The following is a 22,218-nucleotide window of genomic DNA, read 5'->3' as shown; positions in this document are numbered from 1 at the left end:
GTCCCATGACCACTCAGACCCCCAAGGCGCCGGAGGCCTCGCCCGAACAGCGGGCACAGGATCCGGGCCGGCCACTGCCCGAGGTGCCGACCTGGCGACGCAAGCTTCGGCCGTACCTACTGTCGATTCCGGCCCTGGTCATCGTCATCGGCATCCTGTACCCGTTCTTCGTCGGTGCCTACTACGCGTTCCTCAACTACGCGGCGGTCAACCCCGACCCCCACTTCGTCTGGTTCGAGAACTTCGCCTCCGTTCTCGGTGACCAGATCTTCTGGGAGAGCGTCAAGGTCACCGGCATCTTCGCCGTGGTGGCCACCACGATCGAGACCGTCCTCGGTGTCGGGTTGGCGCTGCTGCTCAACCGGTCGAGCATCATCGGCAAGATCTTCGAGAAGGTGCTGATCCTGCCGTTGATGATCGCGCCGGTGATCGCGGGCGTGATCTGGAAGCTGATGTTCAACCCGCAGTTCGGCATCCTCAACCACGTTCTGGGCCTGGGCAACACGTTCGACTGGTTGTCGGCGGGCAATGCGCTGTGGTCGGTCATCCTCGTCGACCTGTGGATCTTCACCCCGTTCGTGGCGATCCTCGTGCTCGCCGGCATCCGGTCACTGCCCAAGGAACCCTTCGAGGCGTCGGAGGTCGACGGCGCGAACTGGTTCTACATGTTCCGCAAGCTGATGCTGCCGATGCTGTGGCCCTACATCCTGGTCGCCGTCATCTTCCGGTTCATGGACAACCTCAAGGTGTTCGACCACATCTACGTGCTCACCGCGGGCGGTCCGGGTGTCGCCACCCGCACCCTGCAGATCGGCGCGTTCGAGGATTCGATCATCAACCTCGACTACTCGCGCGGCAGCACTTACATGCTGCTGCTCTGGATCATCGTGTTCATCACCGCGCGCTACCTCGTCAGCGTGCTCGGCAAAGCGCAGCGCCGTGCTGCCGGAGCGGAGTCGTAACCATGGCACTCTTCCGCAGAAGTGAATTGACGCCCGGCCAGAAGCGGTTCTCGATCGGCTCGGTCGCGGCGGACGTGGGGCTGGTGTTCTGGTTCCTGTTCTCGCTGTTCCCGATCTTCTGGATGCTCATGCTGGCGCTCAAGAACGCCGAACAGCAGACCACCACGTACTTCTCGTTCAGCCCCACGTGGTCGAACTTCGCGACGGTGCTCTCCGACAAGGGCACCGAGATGACCAGCGTGGACTTCAAGGCATCGCTGCTGACCAGCCTGATCAACTGTGGTGGCGCGGTGATCGTCTCGCTGGTGATCGGTATCCCGGCCGCGTACGCGGCCGGCCGCTGGCAGTACAAGGGCAGCAACGACCTGATGTTCCAGATGCTGTCGTTCCGGTTCGCCCCCGAACTCATGGTCATCGTGCCGCTGTTCGTGATCTACAACCAGATCGGGCTGTTCGACACCAAGGTCGGCATGATCTGGGTGCTGCAGCTGGTGACCATGCCGCTGGTGGTGTGGATCCTGCGGTCCTACTTCCAGGATCTCCCAGAGGATCTCGAGCAGGCCGCACTGCTCGACGGCTACACCCGCAAGCGGGCGTTCCTCATGGTGGCGTTGCCGATCGTGCGGCCCGGTATCGCGGCGGCCGCGCTGCTGGCGTTCATCTTCGCCTGGAACAACTACGTCTTCCCGCTCATCCTGGCCGACAGCAATGCCGGCACCGTCACGGTCGCCATCACGAAGTTCCTCGGTGGCGGCGGCCAGGCGTACTACAACCTCACAGCCGCGGCGGCGATCATCGCGGCCCTCCCGCCCCTGATCCTGGCGCTGACCATTCAGCGCTACCTGGTACGGGGCCTGTCATTTGGGGCGGTGAAAGCCTGATGGCCACGGTATCTGTCGCCGATCTGCACAAATCCTTCGGCAAGACGCGAGCCGTCGACGGCGTGACCGTCGACATCGCCAACGGCGAGTTCTTCGTGATCCTCGGGCCCAGCGGGGCGGGCAAGACCACCACGCTGAAATCGATCGCGGGGCTGGTCGACATCGACGGCGGGACGGTGCACATCGGGGGCCGCGACGTCACCCACGTCGAGCCCTACCACCGCAATGTCGCGATGGCGTTCGAGAGCTACGCGCTGTACCCGCAGAAGACGGTCAGCGAGAACCTCGCCTCCCCGCTGAAATCCGGTCGCACCGGGCGCTATTCCGAGGCCGAGCGCACCGAGCGGATCGACCAGGTGACGACCACGCTGGGGATCAACCACCTGCTGAAGCGCTATCCCCGGGAGCTGTCGAACGGTCAGCGGCAGCGGGTGGCCCTGGGCCGGGTGCTGGTGCGCCCCGCCGACATCTACCTGCTCGACGAACCGCTCAGCCACCTCGACGCGAAGCTGCGCGCCGCGATGCGCGCCGAGCTCAAGCAGCTCGGGGCGATGTCGAACACCACGACGCTCTATGTCACGCACGACTACCAGGAGGCGCTGGCGCTGGGCGACCGGATCGCGGTGATGCGTGAGGGCCGCCTGGTGCAGATCGGCACACCCGAGGACATCTGGCGCCGGCCCGCCGACACCTTCGTCGCGCGGGCGCTCGGCCAGCCCGAGATCAACCTGCTCGACGGGGTGGTCGACGACGACCGGATCCGGCTCGGAGACGGCTCGCTGGACGTGGCCATCCCGGCCGGCGCCGTCGCCGACCGCGGTGACCGCGTACGGGTCGGTCTGCGGCCCAGCGACATCCACGTCACCGACGGCGAAGGAACGCTGCGGGGCCGGGTGCTGCTCGCCGAGCGCCTCGGCCGCAACATCGAGTTGACCGTCGACTGCGGCGGCACCCAGCTCATCGTGTTGACCTCCGGGCGCCACGGGGTCGGGGAAGGCGACAACGTCACGATGAGGGTTGCCGACTCCGACGTCCACGTCTTCGCCGTCGGCGACGGCGACGGCGACACCCCTCGACTGGGACCTGCCGATCACACATCGACATTGGAGGCAGCACAGTGAGTCTGACCGCCGAGAAGCCGCGGACCGCCACCGCGCAGAGCCTCACGCTGACCGACCTGGTGAAGACCTACGCCTCGCGCGGACGGGAGAGCGTCACCGCGGTCAAGGGCATCGATCTGGCCATCGAACCGGGTGAACTCGTCGCGCTCCTGGGTCCGTCCGGTTGCGGGAAGACCACGACGCTGCGGATGATCGCCGGTCTGGAGACCGTCACCAGCGGGTCCATCAAGATCGGCGACCGTGAGATCTCCCAGCTGCCCGCCGCCAAACGCGGCATCGGGGTCGGCTTCGAGAGCTACGCCCTGTACCCGCCGATGTCGGTGCGCGAGAACCTGCTGTACGGATTGAAGGCCCGCAAGGTCAAAGGCGCCGAGCAGATGGTGGATTCGATCAGCCGCCGCCTCGAGATGGACGATCTGATGGATCTGCGCCCGGCCGGGCTGTCGAGCGGTCAGAAGCAGCGGGTGGCGCTGGCCCGCGCGCTCGTGCGCAACCCACCGGTACTGCTGCTCGACGAACCGCTCAGCCATCTCGATGCCTCCGCCCGGCAGCGGGTGCGCCGCGAACTCAAGGTGCTGCAACGCGAATTCGGCTACACCACGATCGTGGTGACCCACGACCAGGTGGAGGCCCTGTCGCTGGCCGACCGTCTCGCGGTGATGGACGCCGGTGTGGTGCAGCAGTTCGGCACACCCGACGAGGTGTTCGACGATCCGGCGAACCTGTTCGTCGCGCAGTTCGTCGGCGAACCGCAGATCAACGTCCTGCCCGGGGTCGCCCGGGTGCGCGACGGCCGGGTGTCGGTGCAGATCGGTGACCGCGCAGGAAGTCTGGTCACCGCGGCCACCGACGTCGCCGACGGCACCGCGGTCACGGTGGGTCTGCGGCCGCAGGACTGCGCGATCACCGGGGACTCCGCGGCCGGGATCGCCACCACCGTCGCCTACTTCGAACACCTCCTCGAGTTCGGCCTGGCCACCAGCACCGTCAACGGGATGGAGGAGGGCATCGTCGTGCAGACACCGGCCGCCGAGACCTACGAACCCGAACAGAAGGTGATCGTCACGGCGGCGCCGGAACGGGTGTACCTGTTCGACCCCGAGACAGGGGAGCGTCTGCGGTGACGAAGCTGTTCAACGATCCCGCCCGGTTCACCGAGGACATGCTCGTCGGATTCCTCGACGCGAATTCGCGCTACGTGGCCGGGGTTCCGGGTGGGGTGGTGCGTGCGCACAAGACCCGTCCCGGCAAGGTGGCGGTCGTCATCGGCGGCGGGTCCGGGCACTACCCCGCGTTCTGCGGCACCGTCGGGCCGGGCTTCGCCGACGGTGCGGTGGTCGGCAACATCTTCACCTCGCCGTCCACGGAGGAGGCCGCATCGGTCGCCCGCGCCGCGCACGGCGATGCCGGTGTCCTGCTCATCACGGGCAACTACGCCGGTGACGTCATGAACTTCGGGTTGGCCGTCACCGCGTTACGCGGCGAGGGGGTCGACGCCCACTACTTCGCCGTCACCGACGACATCGCCAGCGCGCCGAAGGGTGAGGAGGCCAAGAGGCGCGGTATCGCAGGCGATTTCACCGTGTTCAAATGCGCGTCCGCCGCCGCGGAGGAGGGTCTCGACCTCGCCGGCGTGGTGCGGGTGGCCGAGGCGTCCAACGCGGCGACCCGCACGCTGGGTGTCGCGTTCGACGGCTGCACGCTCCCCGGCGCGGACCATCCGCTGTTCACGGTGCCCGAGGGACAGATGGGCGTCGGCCTGGGAATCCACGGTGAGCCCGGCGTCGCCGAGGAGGCCATGCCCACCGCTGCCGGTCTGGCCGGCACCCTCGTCGACGGTGTGCTCGGTGACGCCCCGGCGGGCGCCGCGTCGAAGCGAATCGCGGTGATCCTCAACGGACTCGGGCGCACCAAGTACGAAGAGCTGTTCGTCGTATGGGGGGAGGTGGCACGGCTGCTGCGGGACCGCGGCTACGAGATCGTCGAACCCGAGGTCGGTGAGCTCGTCACCAGCCTCGACATGGCCGGCTGCTCGTTGACCGTCATGTGGCTCGACGACGAACTCGAGCGGTACTGGCGGGCACCCGCGGACACCCCGGCTTACCGCAAAGGTGCTGCGGCAGTTGATGACTCCGGTGATCGGCGCAGCGATGCCGACATCCGGACGGCCACCGCCGCACCCGCGGTCGGTGAGCGGTCCGACGACGCCGGACGTGACGGCGGCCGGACGGTAGCCCGGATCTTCGAGGCCCTGGCCGCGATGCTCGCCGACGCCGAGGACGAACTCGGCCGCATCGACGCGATCGCCGGCGACGGCGACCACGGCCGCGGCATGGTGAAGGGTTCGGCGGCGGCCCGGGCCGCGGCCGCCAATGCGGTCGAGCAGGGCGCCGGGCAGGGTTCGGTGCTCGCCGCGGCCGGTAAGGAGTGGGCGGCCAAGGCCGGCGGCACATCCGGGGTTCTGTGGGGTGCGCTGCTCAGCGCGTTGGGCACCCGCCTGGGCGACACCGGTCGGCCGGACGCGGCGACGGTCGCCGCGGGTATGCGGGACGGTTACGACGCGCTGGTCCAGCTGGGCGGTGCCGCACCCGGTGACAAGACGATGCTCGACGCGCTGTTGCCGTTCGTCGAGGAACTCGAGCGGCGGGTCGCCGACGGGGAGCGCTGGCAGCAGGCCTGGGCGGTGGCCGCGCAGACGGCGGAGGACGCCGCACGCGCCACCGCCGATCTGCGACCCAGGGTGGGCCGGGCCCGCCCACTGGCCGAACGCAGCATCGGGACCCCCGACGCCGGCGCGACCTCGCTGGCGATGTGCGCGCGCACGGTCGCCGAAAGCCTCACCGTGAAAGGGGACAGTCCGCAATGACGGCGCAACAGACGTCCAAACTCCGAATCGTCGTCGGATCCGACGACGCCGGCTACGAATACAAGGAAGCCCTCAAGGGGGACCTGAAAGCAGACGACCGCGTCGCCGAGGTCACCGACGTCGGTGTGGGCACCGACGAGGACACGGCCTATCCGCACATCGCGGTCGCGGCGGCCCGGATGGTCGCCGACGGCAAGGCCGACCGTGCCCTGCTGGTGTGCGGTACCGGTCTCGGCGTGGCCATCAGCGCGAACAAGGTGCCGGGCATCCGTGCGGTCACCGCCCACGACAGTTTCTCGGTCGAACGGTCGGTGCTGTCCAACGACGCCCAGGTGCTCTGCTTCGGACAGCGGGTCATCGGACTCGAGTTGGCTCGCCGCCTGGCCCGCGAATGGCTGAACTACGAGTTCGATCCGGCCAGTAAGTCCGCGGACAAGGTCGAGGCGATCTGCGGGTACGAACCGCGCACCGACTGAGGTCCGCGGCGGCCGTCAGTTGAAGGTCAGCGGGTCGGCGACGGCGAAGCAGCGCTGGGTGCTGGTCATGATGAGCACCTCGTCCACGGCGTCGGCGTCGATCTTGGGGAACTCGAACAGGTGGAGGTCGTCCCGGTCGAGGATCGCGCGTTTGGCGACGTCGACTCCGGTGCTGGTCCGCACCAGCACGGTGACGGCGGTCGCCTCCTGGGTCAACACCGTGACCAGGACGCCGCGGCCTTCGGGTTGCCGGCCCCAAGCCTGTGACGGCGGGCATGCGGGGTCGCCGTCGGCGTTCGGTGGGACCCCGTGGTTGGCCGCGGAGACCGAGGCGTTGTGCTGGACTTCGGGGGCGGAGGAGGCCGCCATGGTTCGGGGCTCGACGGGTCGGGCCGCCGTGTCGTCGGTCGGGTAGGCGGCCAACCTGTACCCACACCCGCTGACCGAGAGCATGGTTGCGGCGACCGCGACGGACGCCTTACCGATGTTCACGAGTCCCCCTCGCTGCCATCCCCGACCAGACGCGGGTACCCGCTGACACCCGCGTCAATCCACTCATGGTCTCCCCATCGGACGCCTCTAGAGGCGTGAATCGCCGAAATTGCGTCTGTAAAGGACAAAAGCCGGAATCGGAATCATTTTGACCTTGATTCGTGGATCAGCCCGGAGGCTGTTACCGCCGAATCCGCGGAAACTCGTTGGACGCCGCCGGTCGGCTTGCCGTATCAATGCATCGTGACCAGCACCGAAGCCCGCGCCGGTGCTGCCATGGCGGTGGCTGCGATGCTGTCGGTGCAGTTGGGCGTCGCGGTCGCGGTCGGACTCATCGACGAGATCGGCCCCGAAGGCGCGGCCTGGTTGCGCCTGGCGTGGGCGGGCCTACTGTTCCTGGTCTTCCTGCGCCCGCGGCGGGCCGATTTCACCGGCCGCAGCCTGATGGCCTGCGCGGCGCTCGGTGTCGTCACCGCCGCGATCACGCTCCTGTTCATGGCTGCACTGGACCGGATTCCGATGGCCACCGCCAGCGCGCTGGAGTTCCTGGGACCGCTCGGGGTGGCGGTCGTGCGGGGGAGCGGTCTGGCGCGGGTGCTCTGGCCCGGGCTGGCCGCGATCGGTGTGCTGCTGATGACGCAGCCGTGGACCGGCGCGGTCGATCCCGTCGGCGTTTCCTACGCCCTCGCCGCGGCGGTGTGCTGGGCCGGTTACATCCTGTTGACCCAGCGCGTCGGTGATCAGGTCGCCGGGATCAGCGGGCTGGCGGTGTCGATGCCCGTCGCCGGTCTCGTCGGCACGGTCGTCGTGGGACCGACGGTGTTCGACCGGCTGACACCGCAGCTGCTGCTGATCGGGCTCGGGCTGGCGGTCATGCTCCCGATGTTCCCGTTCGCCCTGGAGCTTCTCGCGTTGCGCCGCCTCAGCGCGGCCGCGTTCGGGACCCTGATGAGCCTGGAACCCGCGTTCGCGTTGATCATCGGTTTCGTCGCGCTGAGCCAGGTGCCGGGGGTGGCCGCGGTGATCGGCATCGTGTTCGTCGTCGCCGCGGGCATCGGGGCGGCACGCGGCGGCGGGCGGGGGACACCCGTGCCGGTCGAGGTCGGCTGACGCCGCGCTCTCGCGAAACAGCATTCCCTGCTGCCAAGCGGGGCGCTTGACGACAGGGAATGCTGTTTCGCCGGAAACCGGCCTAGACGTCGATGCGCTTGCGGCGGTAGAGCGTGCCCGCCGCCAACAGGATCAGGCTGACCACGAGGATCGCCGTCGCGATCACGTTGATCTGCGGTGGCACCGCGGCCTTGACCGCCGCGTTGACGTAGAGCGGATACGTCACAGTGGACCCGCTGACGAAATAGGTGATGATGAAGTCGTCGAGCGACAGCGCGAACGAGAGCATCGCCGCGGCGACGATGCCGGGGACGATCAACGGCAGCGTCACCTTGAAGAACGTCCGGGTCGGACTCGCGCCCAGATCCATCGACGCATCCTCGAGTGTCCAGTCGAAGCCCCGCACCCGGGCGCGCACCGTCATCGCGATGAAGCTGACCTCGAAGGCGATGTGGGCCAACACGATCGTGACGTATCCGGTCGCCCAGCCCAGGTCGAGGAACAGCACCAGCAGCGATGCGCCCATCACCACCTCGGGCGCGGTGAGCGGAAGCACCAGGAACGTGTCGACAGCACGCTGTCCGCGCCAGCGCTGACGTACCAGCGCGATGGCCACGAGCGTGCCGAGTACCAGCGCGATGAGCGTCGACACCCCGGCGACGTTGAGGCTCAACTTCATCGCGTTCGTCAGCGCCGGGTACTTGAACGGGTCGAGCCAGTTGTCGAGCGTGAAGCCCTGCCAGCTGTAGTTGAACTTCCCCTTGGGGTCGTTGAACGAGAACAGCACGATCACGAAGATCGGGATGAACAGGTACAGCAGCACCAGGCCGGCGACGATCCGCAGGCTCCAGTCACCCCACTTCGGAGTTCCCCGAACGGTTTTCGGTCGGGGCGGCTGCTCGGCCGCGGCGGCGACCGCGGCGCCGGCTTGGGTGGTCATACCAGGTCCTCCGTGCCCAGCGCCCGCGTGTAGAGCAGCACACCGGCCAGGATCGTGCCCATCAAAACCAGGCTCAGCGCCGCGGCCGCCGGATAGTCCTTGACGACGAGGAACTGCTGTTGGATCACGTTGCCTATCATCGTGGTCTGCGTACTGCCGAGGTATTCGGCGTTGATGAAGTCGCCGGCCGCGGGGATGAACACCAGCAGGCTGCCCGCCAGCACACCGGGCAGCGACAGCGGCAGGATCACCTTCGCAAAGCTGCGGGTGTTCGACGAGTACAGATCCCTCGACGCCTCGATGAGCCGCGGGTCGATCTTCTCGAGGCTGACGTACAGCGGCAGGATCATGAAGATGATCCAGTTGTAGATCAGCCCGCCGATGACCGCCCAGCTGGTGGACAGCAGGCGGCCGTCGCTGGGCAGCAACCCGATCGCGCCCAGCGCGCTCACCACCAAACCGTCGTCGGCCAGAATGGTTTTCCATGCGATCGTGCGGATCAGGAACGTCACGAAGAACGGCAGGATGACCAGGCCGAGGATCAGGTTCTTGAACCGGCCGGCCTTGAACGCGATGACGTAGGCGAGCGGATAGGCCAGCAGCAGACACACGATCGTCGCGGTCAGCGCATAGCCGAACGACCGCATGATCTGGTCGGAGTACCTGCTGAACGCCTCACTGTAATTGGCGAAATCCCACGAGAAGGTGAGGGTCGGCAGGAACACCGACCCGCTGGTCGACGACAGCGACGTGCGCGCCAGCGAGATCAGCGGCCACACGAAAAAGATTGCGAGATAAGCCAGCGCGGGCAGGATCATCAGATAGGGAGCGATCCTGCTGCGCTGCCGGCTACTGCTGGCTACACCTGCCATGGGTGGGCGTCAGCCCCCGGTCACTGCGGCGTACATGGTGTTGTACTCCTGCGTCTGCTCATCGGTCAGCGCCGCCCAGGACTTGAGGTTGTTCACCGTCGACTCCGGCGGGTTGATCAGCGGGTTGGCCGCCACGCCGGGATCGATCTTGTTGAGCTCGTCGGTCATCTCCGACAGCACCGGCACGAACTGGGTGAAGGCGATCAGCTTCGCGTAGTTGGCGCGGTCGTAGACGTAGTCGATCCACGCCTCGGCGGCGGCCTGGTTCTGGGTGGTGTAGGGGATGACCATCGTGTCGATGAACCACGTGCCACCGGACTGGGGAACGATGAACTCCAGGTCGGGGTTGTCGGCCTTCAGCTGCACCACATCACCCGAATACGCCTGTGCGATGGCGACATTGCCCGCCGCGAGGTCGTCGGCGTAATCGTTGCCGGTGAAGCGGCGGATCTGCCCCTTGTCCTTCTGCTCACGCACCAGGTCGACGGCCTTCTGTACCGCCTCGGTGGACGGCCGCTCGGGGGAGGCGCCCTGCGAGAGCATCAGCATGCCCAGACCGTCCTGGGTGTCCGAGAGCAGGCTGACCCGGCCCTTGAACGCCGGATCCCACAGGTCCTCGATCCGGGTGATCTCACGTCCGGTGGCGGCCTTGTTGTAGGCGAGGCCGACCATGCCCGTCATGTACGGCGCGGTCTTGTTGCGGCCCGGGTCGATGGCCGAGTTCAACAGGTCGGGACGCAGGTTCTTCTTGTTGGGCACCCGGTCGGCACGGATCTCGTTGAGCCACCCGAGTCCGTTGATCCGGGCCGCCATGAACTCGGTGGGGATGACCAGATCGGCGCCGATGTCCTGCTTACGCGACAGCGGCTCCTTGACCTTGGCGAACCATTCCTCGTTGTCGTTGAAGTCCTCTTTGTAGTCGACGGTGATCCCGGACGCGGTCTGGAAGGCGGCGACGAACCCGTCGGCCATGTAGAGCGGCCAGTTCGAGACCCGCAACGTCCCACCGGCGGGGCCACCGTCGTCGGTGGTCGTGGACTCCGAGCCGCCGCTGTCCGAACCGCAGGCGGCCAGGACCGACGGGCCCAACGCCAGCGCGGCGGCCGCGGCGGCGCCGCCGCCGAGGAACCGGCGCCGTGACGCCCGGGTGGCGGCGAGGCGGGCGGCCAGTTGCGGGTCGAACTCTGACGAACGGGGCATGAGGGGTGTGCCTTTCGTGATCTTCTGGAGGTGAGAAGGGCCGGGGGGCGGAAAGTGCGGGACGGTACGAGGGTCAGGACTCGTCGAGCATCTCTTCGAGATCCTCGGTGGTCGGGATGTCGGCGGCCGGCAGCACCAGCGAGGCGTCGGGCGACCAGCAGACGTACACCTCGTCGCCGGGCCGGAGCAGCGGCATCTGTTGTTCGGTGCCGACGTGCGCGACGATCGGGGAATCGTCGGGTGCGACCAGCGACAGGCGCACCACCGGACCCTGGAACGTCATGTCCCGCACGGTCGCCCGGACTGCGGCCACGTCGCCGACCGGAGGCTCCATCGACACCCGCAGGCGTTCGGGCCGCACCATCAGCGTGGCGTGTCCGCCCGCCTCGATGGCCGTGTCACCCGGCCTGGCCTTGAGCTTGCTGCCGAGGACGTCGATCTCGACGTAGTCGCGGTTGAGGCGTCCGGTCTGGCGCCCCGACCAGAGGTTGGCCTGCCCGATGAAGTTGGCCACGAACACCGTCGCGGGCCGGTCGTAGATGTCGGTCGGCGTGCCGATCTGTTCGACGTTGCCCGCGTTCATGACCGCGATGCGGTCACTCATCGTCAACGCCTCCTCCTGGTCGTGGGTGACGTAGATGAACGTGATCCCCACTTCGCGCTGGATGCGTTTGAGTTCGAACTGCATGGCATGGCGCAGTTTGAGGTCGAGCGCGCCGAGCGGTTCGTCGAGCAGCAGTGCGCTGGGGTAGTTCACCAGTGCTCGGGCGAGCGCCACGCGCTGCTGCTGGCCACCGGAGAGCTGACCCGGTTTGCGCTTGGCGAAGTCGGTCAGGCGGACCACCTCGAGCAGTTCGTCGACGCGGCGTTTGACCTCCGATTTGTCCTTCTTCATGCTCCGCGGGCCGTAGGCGACGTTGTCCCACACGCTCATGTGCGGAAACAGCGCGTAATGCTGGAACACCGTGTTGACGTTGCGCTTGTGCGGGGGCACGCGCGACACGTCGGTGCCTTCGAGGCGAATCGCGCCCGACGTCGGTGTCTCGAATCCGGCGATCATCCGCAGCGTCGTGGTCTTACCGCACCCGGACGGCCCCAGCATCGAGAAGAACTCGCCGGAGGCGATGGAGAAGTCCGCGTCGGCGACGGCGACGTAGTCGGCGAACCGCTTCGTCACATGGTCGATCTCGATGACCGGGCCGCTCTTGTCGGGGGCGACCCCGTCGACGGTCTGGTTCACCGAAGTGGTGTGTGTGCCGGTCAGAAAGCAGCCTCCTCAGATCCCAGCCCTGCGGACTGTGCGTAAACAATCGCCGATCCCGGCACCCTTCGCAAGTGATTCCGCAACGATTTAACATTTCTACAATGGAATCCTTCATCACGAGGGGGTTCCGGCAGAAGAATCCGTGCTTTCGGCATGCGTCGACCTGGCCGGTCAGGGGCTCTGGCCCGGCGCGCGGAACAGCGGATGGGTGCGATCAGTTTCGCAGTGTGACGTGCGTCGCGTTCGGAATCCGCGCAGGTCGTTTACCTGGCCGCGCGAGCCGGGTACTGGGGAGGGCATGGCATCCGTTGACGTTGCGGTCTCGTCCGACCTGACCCCGGAGAAGGCGTGGGAGCTGGCCTCCAACCTGCGGCGGTTCGACGAGTGGCTGACGATCTTCGGGGGTTGGCGCAGCGAGGTGCCCGCCGAGATCGAGGTCGGCACCTGCGTGTCGTCGCTGATCAAGGTCAAGGGATTCCGCAACACCATCCACTGGCGGGTGACCCGTTACGACGAGCCCAAGGAGATCGAGCTCATCGGGACCGGGTTCCCGGCGATCTGCATCGCGCTGTCGCTCCACGTCGAGGAGGAGCCCGACAGGGGCTCGAACTTCCGGGTGGTCGCCGACCTGTCCGGTGGCCTCCTCAACACGCGGGTCGGTTCCCTGGTCGCAAGAGTCATCGAATCCGACGTGCGCAAATCGGTGAGCAACCTCGCGTCGCTGCGCTAACCCCATTCGTGGTTCATCGCCCGTGACTGCACGAGGGCGTCGGGGTCCACTACCTGTCGGCGGGTGCGGGTGAGTGCGATCAGTGTCAGTGCGAGCGCCGCGGTGACGGCACCCGCGACGAAGACGACCACGAAACTGCTCTCCATCGGCACCTGAGTGCCCGGCGCCGTGCGGCCCAGCAGCACCGCGACCACGGCCGCGGCCAGAGAACTGCCGACCGTCCGCGCGATCGCGTTCATCCCGGTCGCCACGCCGGTCTCGCCCGCCTCGACCTCGGCGACGACCAGTGCAGGCAGCGCGCCGTAACCCAGGCTGATGTAGGCGTTGGCCAGGATCCCCGCCACGATCACCTGCCACGGCTGATCGTGTGCCACGGCCAGCAGGACGAACCCGACGACACCGGCCATCGCCGCGACGACGAGCACCCGGCGGGCGCCGTACCGGTCGATGAAGCGGCCGCTGACCAGCGCGACGGCGAACCCCGTCACGGCACCGGGTAGCAGGTACACCACGCTCGACTGCAGCACGCTCGCGCCGAACCCGTATCCGGCCGCCTCGCGTGGGATCTGCACGAACTGCGTCAGTCCGAGGAACGCGAAGTACAACCCCATCCCCACGAAGATCGTGGCGAGGTTGGTCAGCAGCATCGCCGGTTTGGCGAGCATGCGCGTGGACACCAAGGGGTGGATGCGCCGCTTCTCCCACATCCACCACGCGACCAGTGCGGCCGCACCGCCGAGTGCACAGGCCAGGGTCCGGCCCGACCCCCAGCCCCACGCGTTGCCCTGGGTGATGGCCAGCAGCAGCGCCGACAGGCCCGCAGCCAGGCCGACGGCGCCCAGCCAGTCGATCGTCCCCTCGGCACGGCGGCGCCGCGCGGGCACCAGGAACACGACGATCGCGAGGACGACGACGGTGAACCCGGTGGTCAGCCAGAACACCCGGTGATAGTCCGCGTCGCCGCTCATCAGCAGCCCGACGACCACCAGTCCGACCCCGCCGCCGAAGCCGAGCGTGCCCGACATGACCGCCATCGCCCCGGCCAACCGTCCGTGCGGCAGTTCCTCACGCAGCACCGCCACGCTGATCGGGTAGAGCGCGTAGGAGGCGCCCTGCAGCACCCGCGCGACGATCAGCAGCGGCAACGACGACGTCACCGCCGCGAGAACCGATCCGATCAGCACCACGACGAGGACACCGAGAAGCACACGTTTCTTGCTGTACAGATCGGCCAGGCGACCGAGCAGCGGTGTCGCCGCGATCGCGGCCAGCAGGTTGGCGGTCACCGCCCAACTCACCGCGACCGTGGAGGCGCCGAGTTGATCGCCGATCACCCCGAGCACCGGCACCACCGCGGTCTGCAGGACGGCGACGGTGAGGACGACGACGCTCAGACCGCCCACCAGCAACGCCGGGCGCACCGTGCCGGTGGTCGAGCGCGCAACCCCCGTGCCCACCACCAGAACTCCGATCGTTAGACCATCTCGACGTCTTAGACGCTAGCTCAGCGGCACCCGAGATTGCCCGGCGGCGGTGCGGGGTACGAGGGCTGGACTCGTCGAAAGGGAATTCATGCGTGCTTCAACTCTCGCCAAGACCGCCGGCACGGTGTTCGCCACCGGCGCGCTGGGTGGACTCGCCAGCCGACCGGGCCAGTCGCTGTGGTACGTCAAGCTGAAGAAGCCGAGTTTCCAGCCGCCGAGTCAGGCGTTCGGGATCGTGTGGCCGATGCTCTACGCGGACATCGCGGCGGTCTCGGCGGCGACGATCGACCACTACAACGACACCGGCCAGCCGGAGAAGGCACGCGCCTACACCACGGCGTTGGCCGCCAACCTGATTCTCAACGGCAGTTGGTCGTGGCTGTTCTTCAACCGGCACAAGCTGGCGGTGTCGGCGGTGGCCGCCGGCGCGCTCGCGGCCAGCAGTGCGGACCTGACGCGGCGCGCCGTCGAGGCGAAGGGTGCGCAGGCGGCGCCGCTGGCCCTCTATCCGCTGTGGTGTGGCTTCGCCACCGCGCTGTCGTCGCGCATCTGGTGGCTGAATCGCTGACCGGTGGGCGAACCGCCCGATAGCCTGACTGCCTCGGACGGCGGTGGGAGGGCGGCGGTGGCGGAACGGACCAAGGACAAATCGGAAGAGCAGGAGCGGCAACGCTTCGCCGACCGGGCGCTCGGAATGCTCGAGGATGCGGTCTACTGGGCCATCGCGTCGGTGCTGGTGATCTGTTCGGTCGCACTGCTGGTGTCGCAGTTCAACACGATGCTGCGGTTACGCAACACCCCGGCGTCGACGGTGATGCTCGAGGTGCTCGACGGGTTGCTGCTGATCTTCATCTTCGTGGAACTGCTCTACGCCGTCCGCACGTGCCTGCGCTCGCATGAAATCGTCGCCGAACCGTTCCTCATCGTCGGAATCCTGGCCGGTATCAAGGAGATCGTGGTGCTCTCCGTGGAAGCGGCCACCCTGCTGGAGCAGGGCCCGGCGTTCGCCAGGGCGGTGGTGGAGATCGGTGTCCTCGGTGGTGTGGTCCTGGTGCTGGCGCTGGCGGCGTTCGTGTTGCGGGAGCGGCGCCGCGACACCGAGGACGCCGGTGAGAAGGCCGCCGACGGCAAAGACGGGATCGAGGCGACGTAGCGGTCACGCCGAGGCGAGCACCGAGAGCACGTGTTCGGTGAAGCCGGTGGTGGTCGCGGCCCCGCCGAGGTCAGGGGTGTGCACACCGTCATCGAGGCTGCGGCACACCGCATCTCGTATCCGGGTCGCGGCATCGGCCAGTGCGCCACGATGGTGTCGCTCTGCCAGCCACTCGAGCAGCATCGCCGTGGACAGAATCATCGCGACCGGGTTGGCGATGTTGCGCCCGGCGATGTCCGGTGCGGAGCCGTGGGCGGCCTGTGCCATCGCCTTGGTGTCGGACAGGTTCACCGACGGCGCCATCCCCAGTGACCCGGCGAGCTGGCCGGTGAGGTCGGACAGGATGTCGCCGAACATGTTCTCCGCCACGATCACGTCGAATTCGGCGGGACGCGCGACCAGCAGGGCCGCGAGCGCGTCGATGTGTTCGAGGCGGACCGTCACGTCGGGGTACTGTTCGGCCACCCGCACGCAACTGTCGCGGAACAGGCCGGTGGTCTTGGACAACACGTTGGCCTTGTGGGCGACGGTGACCGAGCGGCGCCGCGTGCGCGCGAGCCGAAACGCCTGGTGCGCAATGCGTTCACAGGCTTCTCGGGTGAAGACGGCGACCGCCATCGCGACGTCGGCGGTCGGCATGAACTCGCCTGGGCCGTCGTACATGTTGCGGTCGGAGTAGAAGCCCTCGGTGTTCTCGCGGACCACGACGACGTCGAGGGTGGGACAGACCGCGGGGATGGCGCCGCTCAACCGGCGGGCCGGACGGATGTTGGCGTAGAGCCCGTAGCGTTTGCGGATGGTGCCGCCGGGGGACAGCGCGTCGCGAAACGGCGCCGGATAGCCCGCGTTGTCGTGCGGGCCGAGCAGCCACGCGTCGAGGCGGTCGAGTTCGGCCAGCGTGGCTTCCGGCAGGGGAGTGCCCTCCGCGGTGATGGCCTCGGCGCCCATGCGCAGCCGCCGCCAGTCGACGGGGACCGACACCGCGGCCAACGCCCGCTCGCTGATCTGCACTGCGGCCGAGACGATCTCCGGTCCGATACCGTCGCCGGCCACGACTCCCAGCCGCAACGGATCCTCTGTCGCCATATCGGTACCGGCACCTTCCTGTTCGGGTTCCTTCAGTGTGCCGTACCGGTGCCGACGGCTCGTCAGCGCAACTGGGCGGCCAGCGCGTCGGTGACCTCGGCGGTCGACGCGTGCCCGCCGAGGTCGGCGGTGCGCGTCTGCGGTTGCGCCAGTGTGCGTTCGACGGCGGTCATCACGTCGGCCGCGGCCGACGCGTGCCCGAGGTGTTCGAGCATCAACGCCGCCGACCACACCGCGCCGATCGGATTCGCCACCCCCCGCCCGGCGATGTCGGGCGCCGATCCGTGCACGGGTTCGAACATCGACGGGTTTTGCTTGGTGGGGTCGAGATTCGCCGACGGGGCGATCCCGATCGACCCCGCCACGGCCGCCGCGAGGTCGGACAGGATGTCGCCGAACAGGTTCGAGCCGACCACCACGTCGAACCGTCCCGGCTGCAGCACGAACTTCGCGGCCAGCGCGTCGATGTGCTCGCTGTCGAACCGCACGCCCGGATGGTTGGCGGCACGCTCGGCGACCACTTCGTCCCAGAACGGCAGGGTGTGGACGATGCCGTTGGATTTCGTCGCCGAGGTGACATACCGGCGCCGGGTTTCGGCGAGGTCGAACGCGTAGTCGGCGATGCGGGTGACGCCGACCCTGGTGAACACCGACTCCTGCACCGCCATCTCGTCGGGGAAACCCCGGTTGATCCGTCCGCCGATCTCGCTGTACTCACCCTCGACGTTCTCCCGGACGACCACGAAGTCGACGTCGGTGGCGTCGCGCAGCGGGCTGGCGACCCCGTCGAACACCCGGATGGGCCGCAGGTTCACGTACTGACGGAATGCCCGCCGGATCGGGATGAGCAGACCCCACAGCGAGACGTGGTCGGGCACGCCCGGCCAGCCGACCGCGCCGAGCAGGATCGCGTCGAAGCCACTCAGGGTCTCCAACCCATCGGCCGGCATCATCGCCCCGTCGCGCTCGAACCGTCGGCAGGACCAGTCGAATTCCTCATAGGACAGGTCGATCCCGTGGCGCGCGGCGACCGCGTCGAGCACGGTGCGCGCCGAGGCCGTCACCTCCGTGCCGATCCCGTCGCCGGGGATGACGGCGATACGGTGTGCGCTCATGCTCCGAGCCCGAGCAGGGCGATCATCAGCGGCAGGAAGAGGATGATCAAGATGGCGCCGGCGACGTCGAACGTGACACCGGAGCGGATCATCGTCGTGATCGGGACGGCGCCGGAGCCGTAGACGATCGCGTTCTGCGGTGTCGAGACCGGCAGCATGAAGCCGAAGGATGCGGCGAACGTGGCCGCCAGTGCGGGTACGAACGGGTTGACGCCGGCGGCTATGGCGACCGGAATGACGATGGGGACGACGACCGCCGCCGACGCGGTATTGCTCGTGGTCTCCGAGACGACGATGGCGAGCAGGACGGCGAAGATGGTGATCGCCACGACGCTCGACAGGCCGAGCGCGTCGGCGACCGAGTTGCCGATCGTCTCGGCCAGTCCGGAGTCGGCGAGCAGCGATCCGAAGATGATGCCCGTGCCGAAGAGGACGATCGTGCCCCAGTCGATCGCGGCCGCATCCCTCCAGCGCAACGTGAACTCGCGCTGTTCCCACTCGGTGGGCAGCAGGAACAGCAGCGCCGCGCCGAAGACCGCGACGGTGCCCTCGTCCAACCGGTCACTGACCGAGGAGTAGATGTCGGAGTCGTTGCCGAAGGCCAGCGCGATGATGCCCGGCAGTATCCACAGGAAGACCGTCACCCCGAAGGCGATCAGCGTGTTCTTCTCGGCCCTCGAGAGCCTGCCCATCTCCTCGCGCTCGCGGGCCACGTAGTCGGCGACGCCGTCGATGTGCTTGAGTTCTGGCTTGTTCAGGAGGAGCAGGACGACCGCCAGGATCGCGAACATCAGCAGGCAGATCGGTGCGGCCATGACCATCCACTGGCCGAAGCTGATGCGTTCGCCGGTGGCCTCTTCGATGAGGCCGCGGCCGATGAGGTTCGGAGGGCTGCCCACGGTGTCAGCAGACCGCCGACGCTGGCGGAGTAGGCGAGCATCAGCATGAGTGCCGCACCGACCCTCAGCCGCAGCGGGTCGAAATCGTCGGCCACGTTGCCCTGCTTCTGCAGCAGTTTGGCGATCACGCCGAGGATGCCGATCGCGGTGGGCAACAACATCGCGACGGTCGCGGTGTTGGAGACGAACGCCGACAGCAGACAGGTGATCGCCCCGAAGGCCAGGATGACACCGGTGGTCGACTGACCCGCCCGCGGCAGCGCGAGGATGCGGAACGCGAATCGCCGTGCCAGACCGTGCTTGAGCATGGCCTGGGCGAGGATGAAGGCGCCGATGAACGTGAAGATCGTCGACGATCCGAACGGTGCCAGTACGTCGTCGGCGGGTGCCACGCCGAGGAAGACCACGACCGCGACGCCGAGCAGACCACCGATCGGAATCGGCACCGCCTCGGTCACCCACAGCACGATCACGCCGAGCAGCACGGCGGCCAGCGTCTGTTGCTGCGGCGGGAGGTCCAGCGGCAGCAGCAGGAAGACGACCGTGAGGGCGGGCGCGAGGAACAGGCCGACGGTGCGGCGCCCCTTCTCGAAGCGCTCCTCGGCCGGCGTCAGGCGCTGTTCACCGAGACTGCGATAGGTGGCGCTGCCGAGCAACGCCTTGTCCACGTCGGTGCGTTTGACCGGATTGTCGGCGGTCATGCTGCCCCCTTCGAGGCCGATCGGCTCCCCATGGTGTGAGGTGTCTCACACGCGCGGAGGATGCCCGATCCTGGCCGGAAGTAACCGCCGACCGGAAGTCAGTGCCGGCTGAGCACCTTTCGGTCGCCCACCGGCGCGTCGAGGGTGATGTCGGTGGCGGCGAGCACGGCCTTGGCGGTGCACATGCGGTTGGCCGCTTCCGGAAGAAGGCCCTCGTGCAGTTCGACGGTGACCGTGTCGACGGTCTCGGTGGCAACGGCCCGGACGCCGTAGCAGGCGGGCGTGCCCGAGACGAAATAGACGCGGAGACCGGTGGCATCCTCGAGCGGGCTCCACGCCTCGAAGTCGAGGGTCTCGCTGTTCACGATGTCGGACCGGCCGGCGAACAGGACTTCGGTCGAACTCAGCGGGCGCTCAACGGGTTCGGTGGTGGTCGGCGCGGCCGAGGCGACCCCCGGTGTGAAACCGACGCTGAACAGTGAACCCGCCACGGCGGCGGCGACCAGGACAACCCGCATGGCGTGACAGTACGTGTGGAGTGGTCTGTGCCGCGGGCTGCCGATGGGCGCGCCACGTCACGATTGGGACTCGGTTGGGTCGCGAAAGGTGTTGTCCACCGACCCTATTCGCCGCGCGATGCGGTCAGTCGCGCGACCAGATGGCTACGAAGCCGTGCGGGATGCCGGTGTGGCGGGAGATGAGTTCACGGGCCGCCATCTCGGCCTCGGCCCGGTCGGCGCGGTGGGTGACGGCGCTGAGTTCGGGGACGGTCACCGACCAGCCGGTCGCGTCACGGGTCATGACGATCTCGAAGGCTTGGCCCGCCATGGGCGGTAGGGTCCGGCGGCGTGCGCCGCGCGAGGTCGTCCGACGGCGGCATCCGTGGCTGCTCCGAATCGTGGCAGGCATGTTCGTGGGCTTTCTGCAGCGGGGATCGGGCCGTCGGACAATGTACTGCCAGGCAGGAGCCTTCTCCAAATCGCCGCAGCGCGTGTGCTACCGGTCAGAACGGACTGCTGTTCTCCTGCCATTTGGCCTCTTCGGGGCGTGGTCCGAAGCGCCGGATGTAGTCCTCGTGGATGTGCGCATCCTTCTGGCGCTGGATCACGTCGACCAGCTTGGGATCGAGGTTGTGCTGGGCCAACCGGTGGCGCCGCCACACCTTGTTCAGGGCGAGCGCCATCAGCAGCGCCCAGATGTAGATCGGTGCGGTCATCTCCAGGCGCACGTAGAAGGACGTCGGCAGCAGCCAGAACGGGGCCAGCACCAGCAGCGGCGGAATCGCCATGCGGATCATGTGCCGGCGGACGGCGCCGTGCCCGGCGAGGTCCTCGGCGACCCACGTGCGCATCGTTGCGGGCAGACGCCGACCGTAGAAGTAGGGGATGCGCTGGAAGAACGAGGGTTTGGCGTCGGCCATGGGGGCTCCTGTGCGTCGTGGGTGGTCAGAGGTCGAGTGCGCCGGCAGCCTGGGCCGCGGAGTTGATACGGGTCAGTGCGCGATGCAGTTCTTCGAGTTCGGCGAGGTCGCCGCCGAGGCGGGCGACGACGGCGGGCGGGATGGCCAGCGCCCGTTCGCGCAGCGCGATTCCGGCCTCGGTGAGTTCGACGTTCATGGCGCGTTCGTCGACGGTGCTCCGGGTGCGGGTGATCAGCCCGAGGGTCTCCAACCGTTTGAGCATCGGCGACAACGTCGCCGAGTCCAGTTGCAGCGCCTGCGCGATCTGTTTGACCGACAGCGGGGAGTCCGCCGATTTGCGGTGGTCCCACAGCACGAGCATCACCAGGTACTGCGGGTGGGTCAGACCGAGCGGATCGAGCAGCGGGCGGTAGACGCCCAGGACGGCGCGATTGGCGACCGCGAGGGCAAAGCAGACCTGACGCTCCAGAGCGAGCGGATCGAGATCCGTGGCGGTCGACGATGACATGCTTGAATCGTACGCAAATTGTTAGGGCACTAACAATATGGCTGTGGTCACAGGTGCCACTATCATCGGTCAACGACTGCGTTCGGCGGAGGTGAGAGACCTGGCGGGTTCATTGCCAGACGTCGCGACGCTCGAGCGCGTCCTGGACGCCGCCGCGCACGCCCCCTCGGCGCAGAATGCGCAGCCGTGGTCCTGGCGTGTCACGCCCGGCGGCGTCGACCTCTTCGCGGACTGGAGTCGCCGGCTGGGCGACGGTGGTCAGGACCGCCGCGACGTCCTGCTCAGTTGCGGTGCGGTGTTGCATCACTGCGCGGTGGCATTGGGTGCCGACGGGTGGGCTCCGAGAATTCGCCGGTTTCCTGCGCGGGACGATGCCGACCACCTGGCGCTCATCGAGTTGATCGAGGCGCCGCCGAGCGTCGGTGACATCGAACTGGCCGAGGCGATTCCTCGCCGTCGGGCCGATCGTCGCCCGTACCGGGCGCAGCCTCTTCCCGAGGGCTCGCTGGAGTTGATGCACGTCCGCGCGGACCGGGACGGTGTCCGGTTCGGTGTGGTGCCGAGAACCGGTTGGGGCAGGTCATCCGACGGTGACGTCGTGTTGCAGTACGGCAGTCCGGCCGCCGCGCCGGCCGACGAGGCGGCGCTACTGGTGCTCGCCACCGACACTGACGGGGACCTCGCGCACCTGCGGGCCGGCGAGGTGATGAGTGACGTCCTGCTGGCGGCCACGTCGATGGGCTTGGCATCGTGTCCGCTCACCACGCCGCTCACCGACACCCGCAGTCGATTGTCGTTGGCCTGCGAGGTCTTCGATGGTGAGGCGTACCCGCAGGTGTTGATCCGGCTGGGTTGGGCGCCCGCCGACGGCTCTGCACTGCCGGTGCTCGAGCGGCGTTCGGTGTCGGAGACCACCACCTGGATGCTGTGAGAACACC

General features: G+C 67.9%; 23 protein-coding genes and 1 pseudogene. 11 read left to right on the top strand and 13 right to left on the bottom strand.

From position 1 onward, the window contains the following. The first annotated feature begins 5 nt into the window (after positions 1-5). The 6 genes from G6N49_RS10535 to G6N49_RS10510 are packed head-to-tail and all read left to right on the top strand — an operon-like array spanning position 6 to position 6,306. Positions 6-962 (top strand): carbohydrate ABC transporter permease, encoded by a 957-nt coding sequence (locus tag G6N49_RS10535; RefSeq protein WP_011855653.1) that lies wholly within the window; start codon positions 6-8, stop codon positions 960-962. Positions 963-964: 2 nt separating this feature from the next. After that, a complete protein-coding gene (locus G6N49_RS10530; protein ID WP_011855654.1) occupies positions 965-1,843 on the top strand; it encodes a carbohydrate ABC transporter permease in 879 nt (292 codons plus the stop codon). Next, positions 1,843-2,964 (top strand): ABC transporter ATP-binding protein, encoded by a 1,122-nt coding sequence (locus G6N49_RS10525; RefSeq protein WP_011855655.1) that lies wholly within the window; start codon positions 1,843-1,845, stop codon positions 2,962-2,964. Before G6N49_RS10530 ends, G6N49_RS10525 begins: the two co-directional genes overlap by 1 nt. Then, on the top strand, positions 2,961-4,088 hold the full coding sequence (locus G6N49_RS10520) for an ABC transporter ATP-binding protein (RefSeq protein WP_011855656.1): 1,128 nt from the start codon (positions 2,961-2,963) through the stop codon (positions 4,086-4,088). The genes G6N49_RS10525 and G6N49_RS10520 overlap by 4 nt, the downstream gene beginning before the upstream one ends. Next, positions 4,085-5,830: a D-erythrulose 4-kinase gene (gene derK / locus G6N49_RS10515; RefSeq protein ID WP_011855657.1), complete on the top strand. Its 1,746-nt coding sequence runs from the start codon at positions 4,085-4,087 to the stop codon at positions 5,828-5,830. Before G6N49_RS10520 ends, derK begins: the two co-directional genes overlap by 4 nt. Then, positions 5,827-6,306 carry a ribose-5-phosphate isomerase gene (locus G6N49_RS10510; protein WP_011559957.1) on the top strand — a complete coding sequence of 160 codons (480 nt, stop codon included), beginning with the start codon at positions 5,827-5,829 and terminating at the stop codon, positions 6,304-6,306. The genes derK and G6N49_RS10510 overlap by 4 nt, the downstream gene beginning before the upstream one ends. 15 nt (positions 6,307-6,321) lie before the next feature. On the opposite strand, the gene G6N49_RS10505 is transcribed toward G6N49_RS10510, so the two are convergent. Beyond that, entirely contained in the window at positions 6,322-6,798 is a 477-nt protein-coding gene (locus tag G6N49_RS10505; RefSeq protein WP_011855658.1) for a hypothetical protein, read from the bottom strand. Between the two features lie 276 nt (positions 6,799-7,074). Between G6N49_RS10505 and G6N49_RS10500 the strand changes: the two genes are divergently transcribed. Next, a complete protein-coding gene (locus tag G6N49_RS10500; protein WP_011855659.1) occupies positions 7,075-7,908 on the top strand; it encodes an EamA family transporter in 834 nt (277 codons plus the stop codon). An 82-nt stretch (positions 7,909-7,990) separates the two neighbouring features. Here G6N49_RS10500 and G6N49_RS10495 read toward each other — a convergent pair whose 3' ends face one another. The 4 genes from G6N49_RS10495 to G6N49_RS10480 all read right to left on the bottom strand — a co-directional run bounded on the left by G6N49_RS10495 (position 7,991) and on the right by G6N49_RS10480 (position 12,160). Continuing rightward, on the bottom strand, positions 7,991-8,848 hold the full coding sequence (locus G6N49_RS10495; RefSeq protein ID WP_011559960.1) for an ABC transporter permease: 858 nt from the start codon (positions 8,846-8,848) through the stop codon (positions 7,991-7,993). Further along, a complete protein-coding gene (locus tag G6N49_RS10490) occupies positions 8,845-9,720 on the bottom strand; it encodes an ABC transporter permease (RefSeq protein ID WP_011855660.1) in 876 nt (291 codons plus the stop codon). Before G6N49_RS10490 ends, G6N49_RS10495 begins: the two co-directional genes overlap by 4 nt. 9 nt (positions 9,721-9,729) lie before the next feature. Continuing rightward, a complete protein-coding gene (locus tag G6N49_RS10485; protein ID WP_011855661.1) occupies positions 9,730-10,920 on the bottom strand; it encodes a polyamine ABC transporter substrate-binding protein in 1,191 nt (396 codons plus the stop codon). A 73-nt stretch (positions 10,921-10,993) separates the two neighbouring features. Next, positions 10,994-12,160 carry an ABC transporter ATP-binding protein gene (locus tag G6N49_RS10480; RefSeq protein WP_011855662.1) on the bottom strand — a complete coding sequence of 389 codons (1,167 nt, stop codon included), beginning with the start codon at positions 12,158-12,160 and terminating at the stop codon, positions 10,994-10,996. 322 nt (positions 12,161-12,482) lie between these two features. On the opposite strand from G6N49_RS10480, the gene G6N49_RS10475 reads away from it, so the two are divergent. Next, entirely contained in the window at positions 12,483-12,914 is a 432-nt protein-coding gene (locus tag G6N49_RS10475; RefSeq protein WP_011855663.1) for a type II toxin-antitoxin system Rv0910 family toxin, read from the top strand. Here the strand turns inward: G6N49_RS10475 and G6N49_RS10470 are convergent. Then, complete coding sequence (locus G6N49_RS10470; RefSeq protein ID WP_011855664.1) at positions 12,911-14,374, bottom strand: MFS transporter; 1,464 nt, start codon at positions 14,372-14,374, stop codon at positions 12,911-12,913. The genes G6N49_RS10475 and G6N49_RS10470 overlap by 4 nt on opposite strands. A gap of 112 nt (positions 14,375-14,486) precedes the next feature. Between G6N49_RS10470 and G6N49_RS10465 the strand changes: the two genes are divergently transcribed. Together G6N49_RS10465 and G6N49_RS10460 are read left to right on the top strand one after the other, a co-directional pair. Continuing rightward, positions 14,487-14,966, top strand: coding sequence for a TspO/MBR family protein (locus G6N49_RS10465; RefSeq protein ID WP_011855665.1), 480 nt, complete (start codon positions 14,487-14,489; stop codon positions 14,964-14,966). A 57-nt stretch (positions 14,967-15,023) separates the two neighbouring features. Beyond that, the gene (locus tag G6N49_RS10460) at positions 15,024-15,551 is read left to right on the top strand and encodes a phosphate-starvation-inducible PsiE family protein (RefSeq protein WP_011559967.1); all 528 of its coding nucleotides are present in this window, start codon (positions 15,024-15,026) and stop codon (positions 15,549-15,551) included. A 3-nt stretch (positions 15,552-15,554) separates the two neighbouring features. Here G6N49_RS10460 and G6N49_RS10455 read toward each other — a convergent pair whose 3' ends face one another. The 7 genes and pseudogenes from G6N49_RS10455 to G6N49_RS10425 all read right to left on the bottom strand — a co-directional run bounded on the left by G6N49_RS10455 (position 15,555) and on the right by G6N49_RS10425 (position 21,280). Next, positions 15,555-16,637, bottom strand: a complete 1,083-nt coding sequence (locus G6N49_RS10455; RefSeq protein WP_011855666.1) for an isocitrate/isopropylmalate dehydrogenase family protein — start codon at positions 16,635-16,637, stop codon at positions 15,555-15,557. Between the two features lie 62 nt (positions 16,638-16,699). Beyond that, positions 16,700-17,752: a tartrate dehydrogenase gene (locus tag G6N49_RS10450; protein WP_011855667.1), complete on the bottom strand. Its 1,053-nt coding sequence runs from the start codon at positions 17,750-17,752 to the stop codon at positions 16,700-16,702. Continuing rightward, positions 17,749-19,352 (bottom strand): annotated as a pseudogene (locus G6N49_RS10445) (SLC13 family permease). The gene G6N49_RS10450 and the pseudogene G6N49_RS10445 overlap by 4 nt, the downstream one beginning before the upstream one ends. A 98-nt stretch (positions 19,353-19,450) precedes the next feature. Further along, positions 19,451-19,870 (bottom strand): hypothetical protein, encoded by a 420-nt coding sequence (locus tag G6N49_RS10440; protein ID WP_011855669.1) that lies wholly within the window; start codon positions 19,868-19,870, stop codon positions 19,451-19,453. A 124-nt stretch (positions 19,871-19,994) separates the two neighbouring features. After that, positions 19,995-20,180 (bottom strand): hypothetical protein, encoded by a 186-nt coding sequence (locus G6N49_RS10435; protein ID WP_041925058.1) that lies wholly within the window; start codon positions 20,178-20,180, stop codon positions 19,995-19,997. Positions 20,181-20,355: 175 nt separating this feature from the next. Further along, complete coding sequence (locus tag G6N49_RS10430; protein WP_011855671.1) at positions 20,356-20,772, bottom strand: DUF5313 domain-containing protein; 417 nt, start codon at positions 20,770-20,772, stop codon at positions 20,356-20,358. 25 nt (positions 20,773-20,797) lie between these two features. Then, a complete protein-coding gene (locus tag G6N49_RS10425) occupies positions 20,798-21,280 on the bottom strand; it encodes a MarR family winged helix-turn-helix transcriptional regulator (RefSeq protein ID WP_011855672.1) in 483 nt (160 codons plus the stop codon). 37 nt (positions 21,281-21,317) lie between these two features. Between G6N49_RS10425 and G6N49_RS10420 the strand changes: the two genes are divergently transcribed. Further along, positions 21,318-22,211: a nitroreductase family protein gene (locus G6N49_RS10420; RefSeq protein WP_011855673.1), complete on the top strand. Its 894-nt coding sequence runs from the start codon at positions 21,318-21,320 to the stop codon at positions 22,209-22,211. Positions 22,212-22,218: the final 7 nt, after the last annotated feature.

This window comes from Mycolicibacterium monacense (assembly GCF_010731575.1).
Classification (GTDB): domain Bacteria; phylum Actinomycetota; class Actinomycetes; order Mycobacteriales; family Mycobacteriaceae; genus Mycobacterium; species Mycobacterium monacense.
This window is presented reverse-complemented; position numbering and strand designations above follow the sequence as displayed.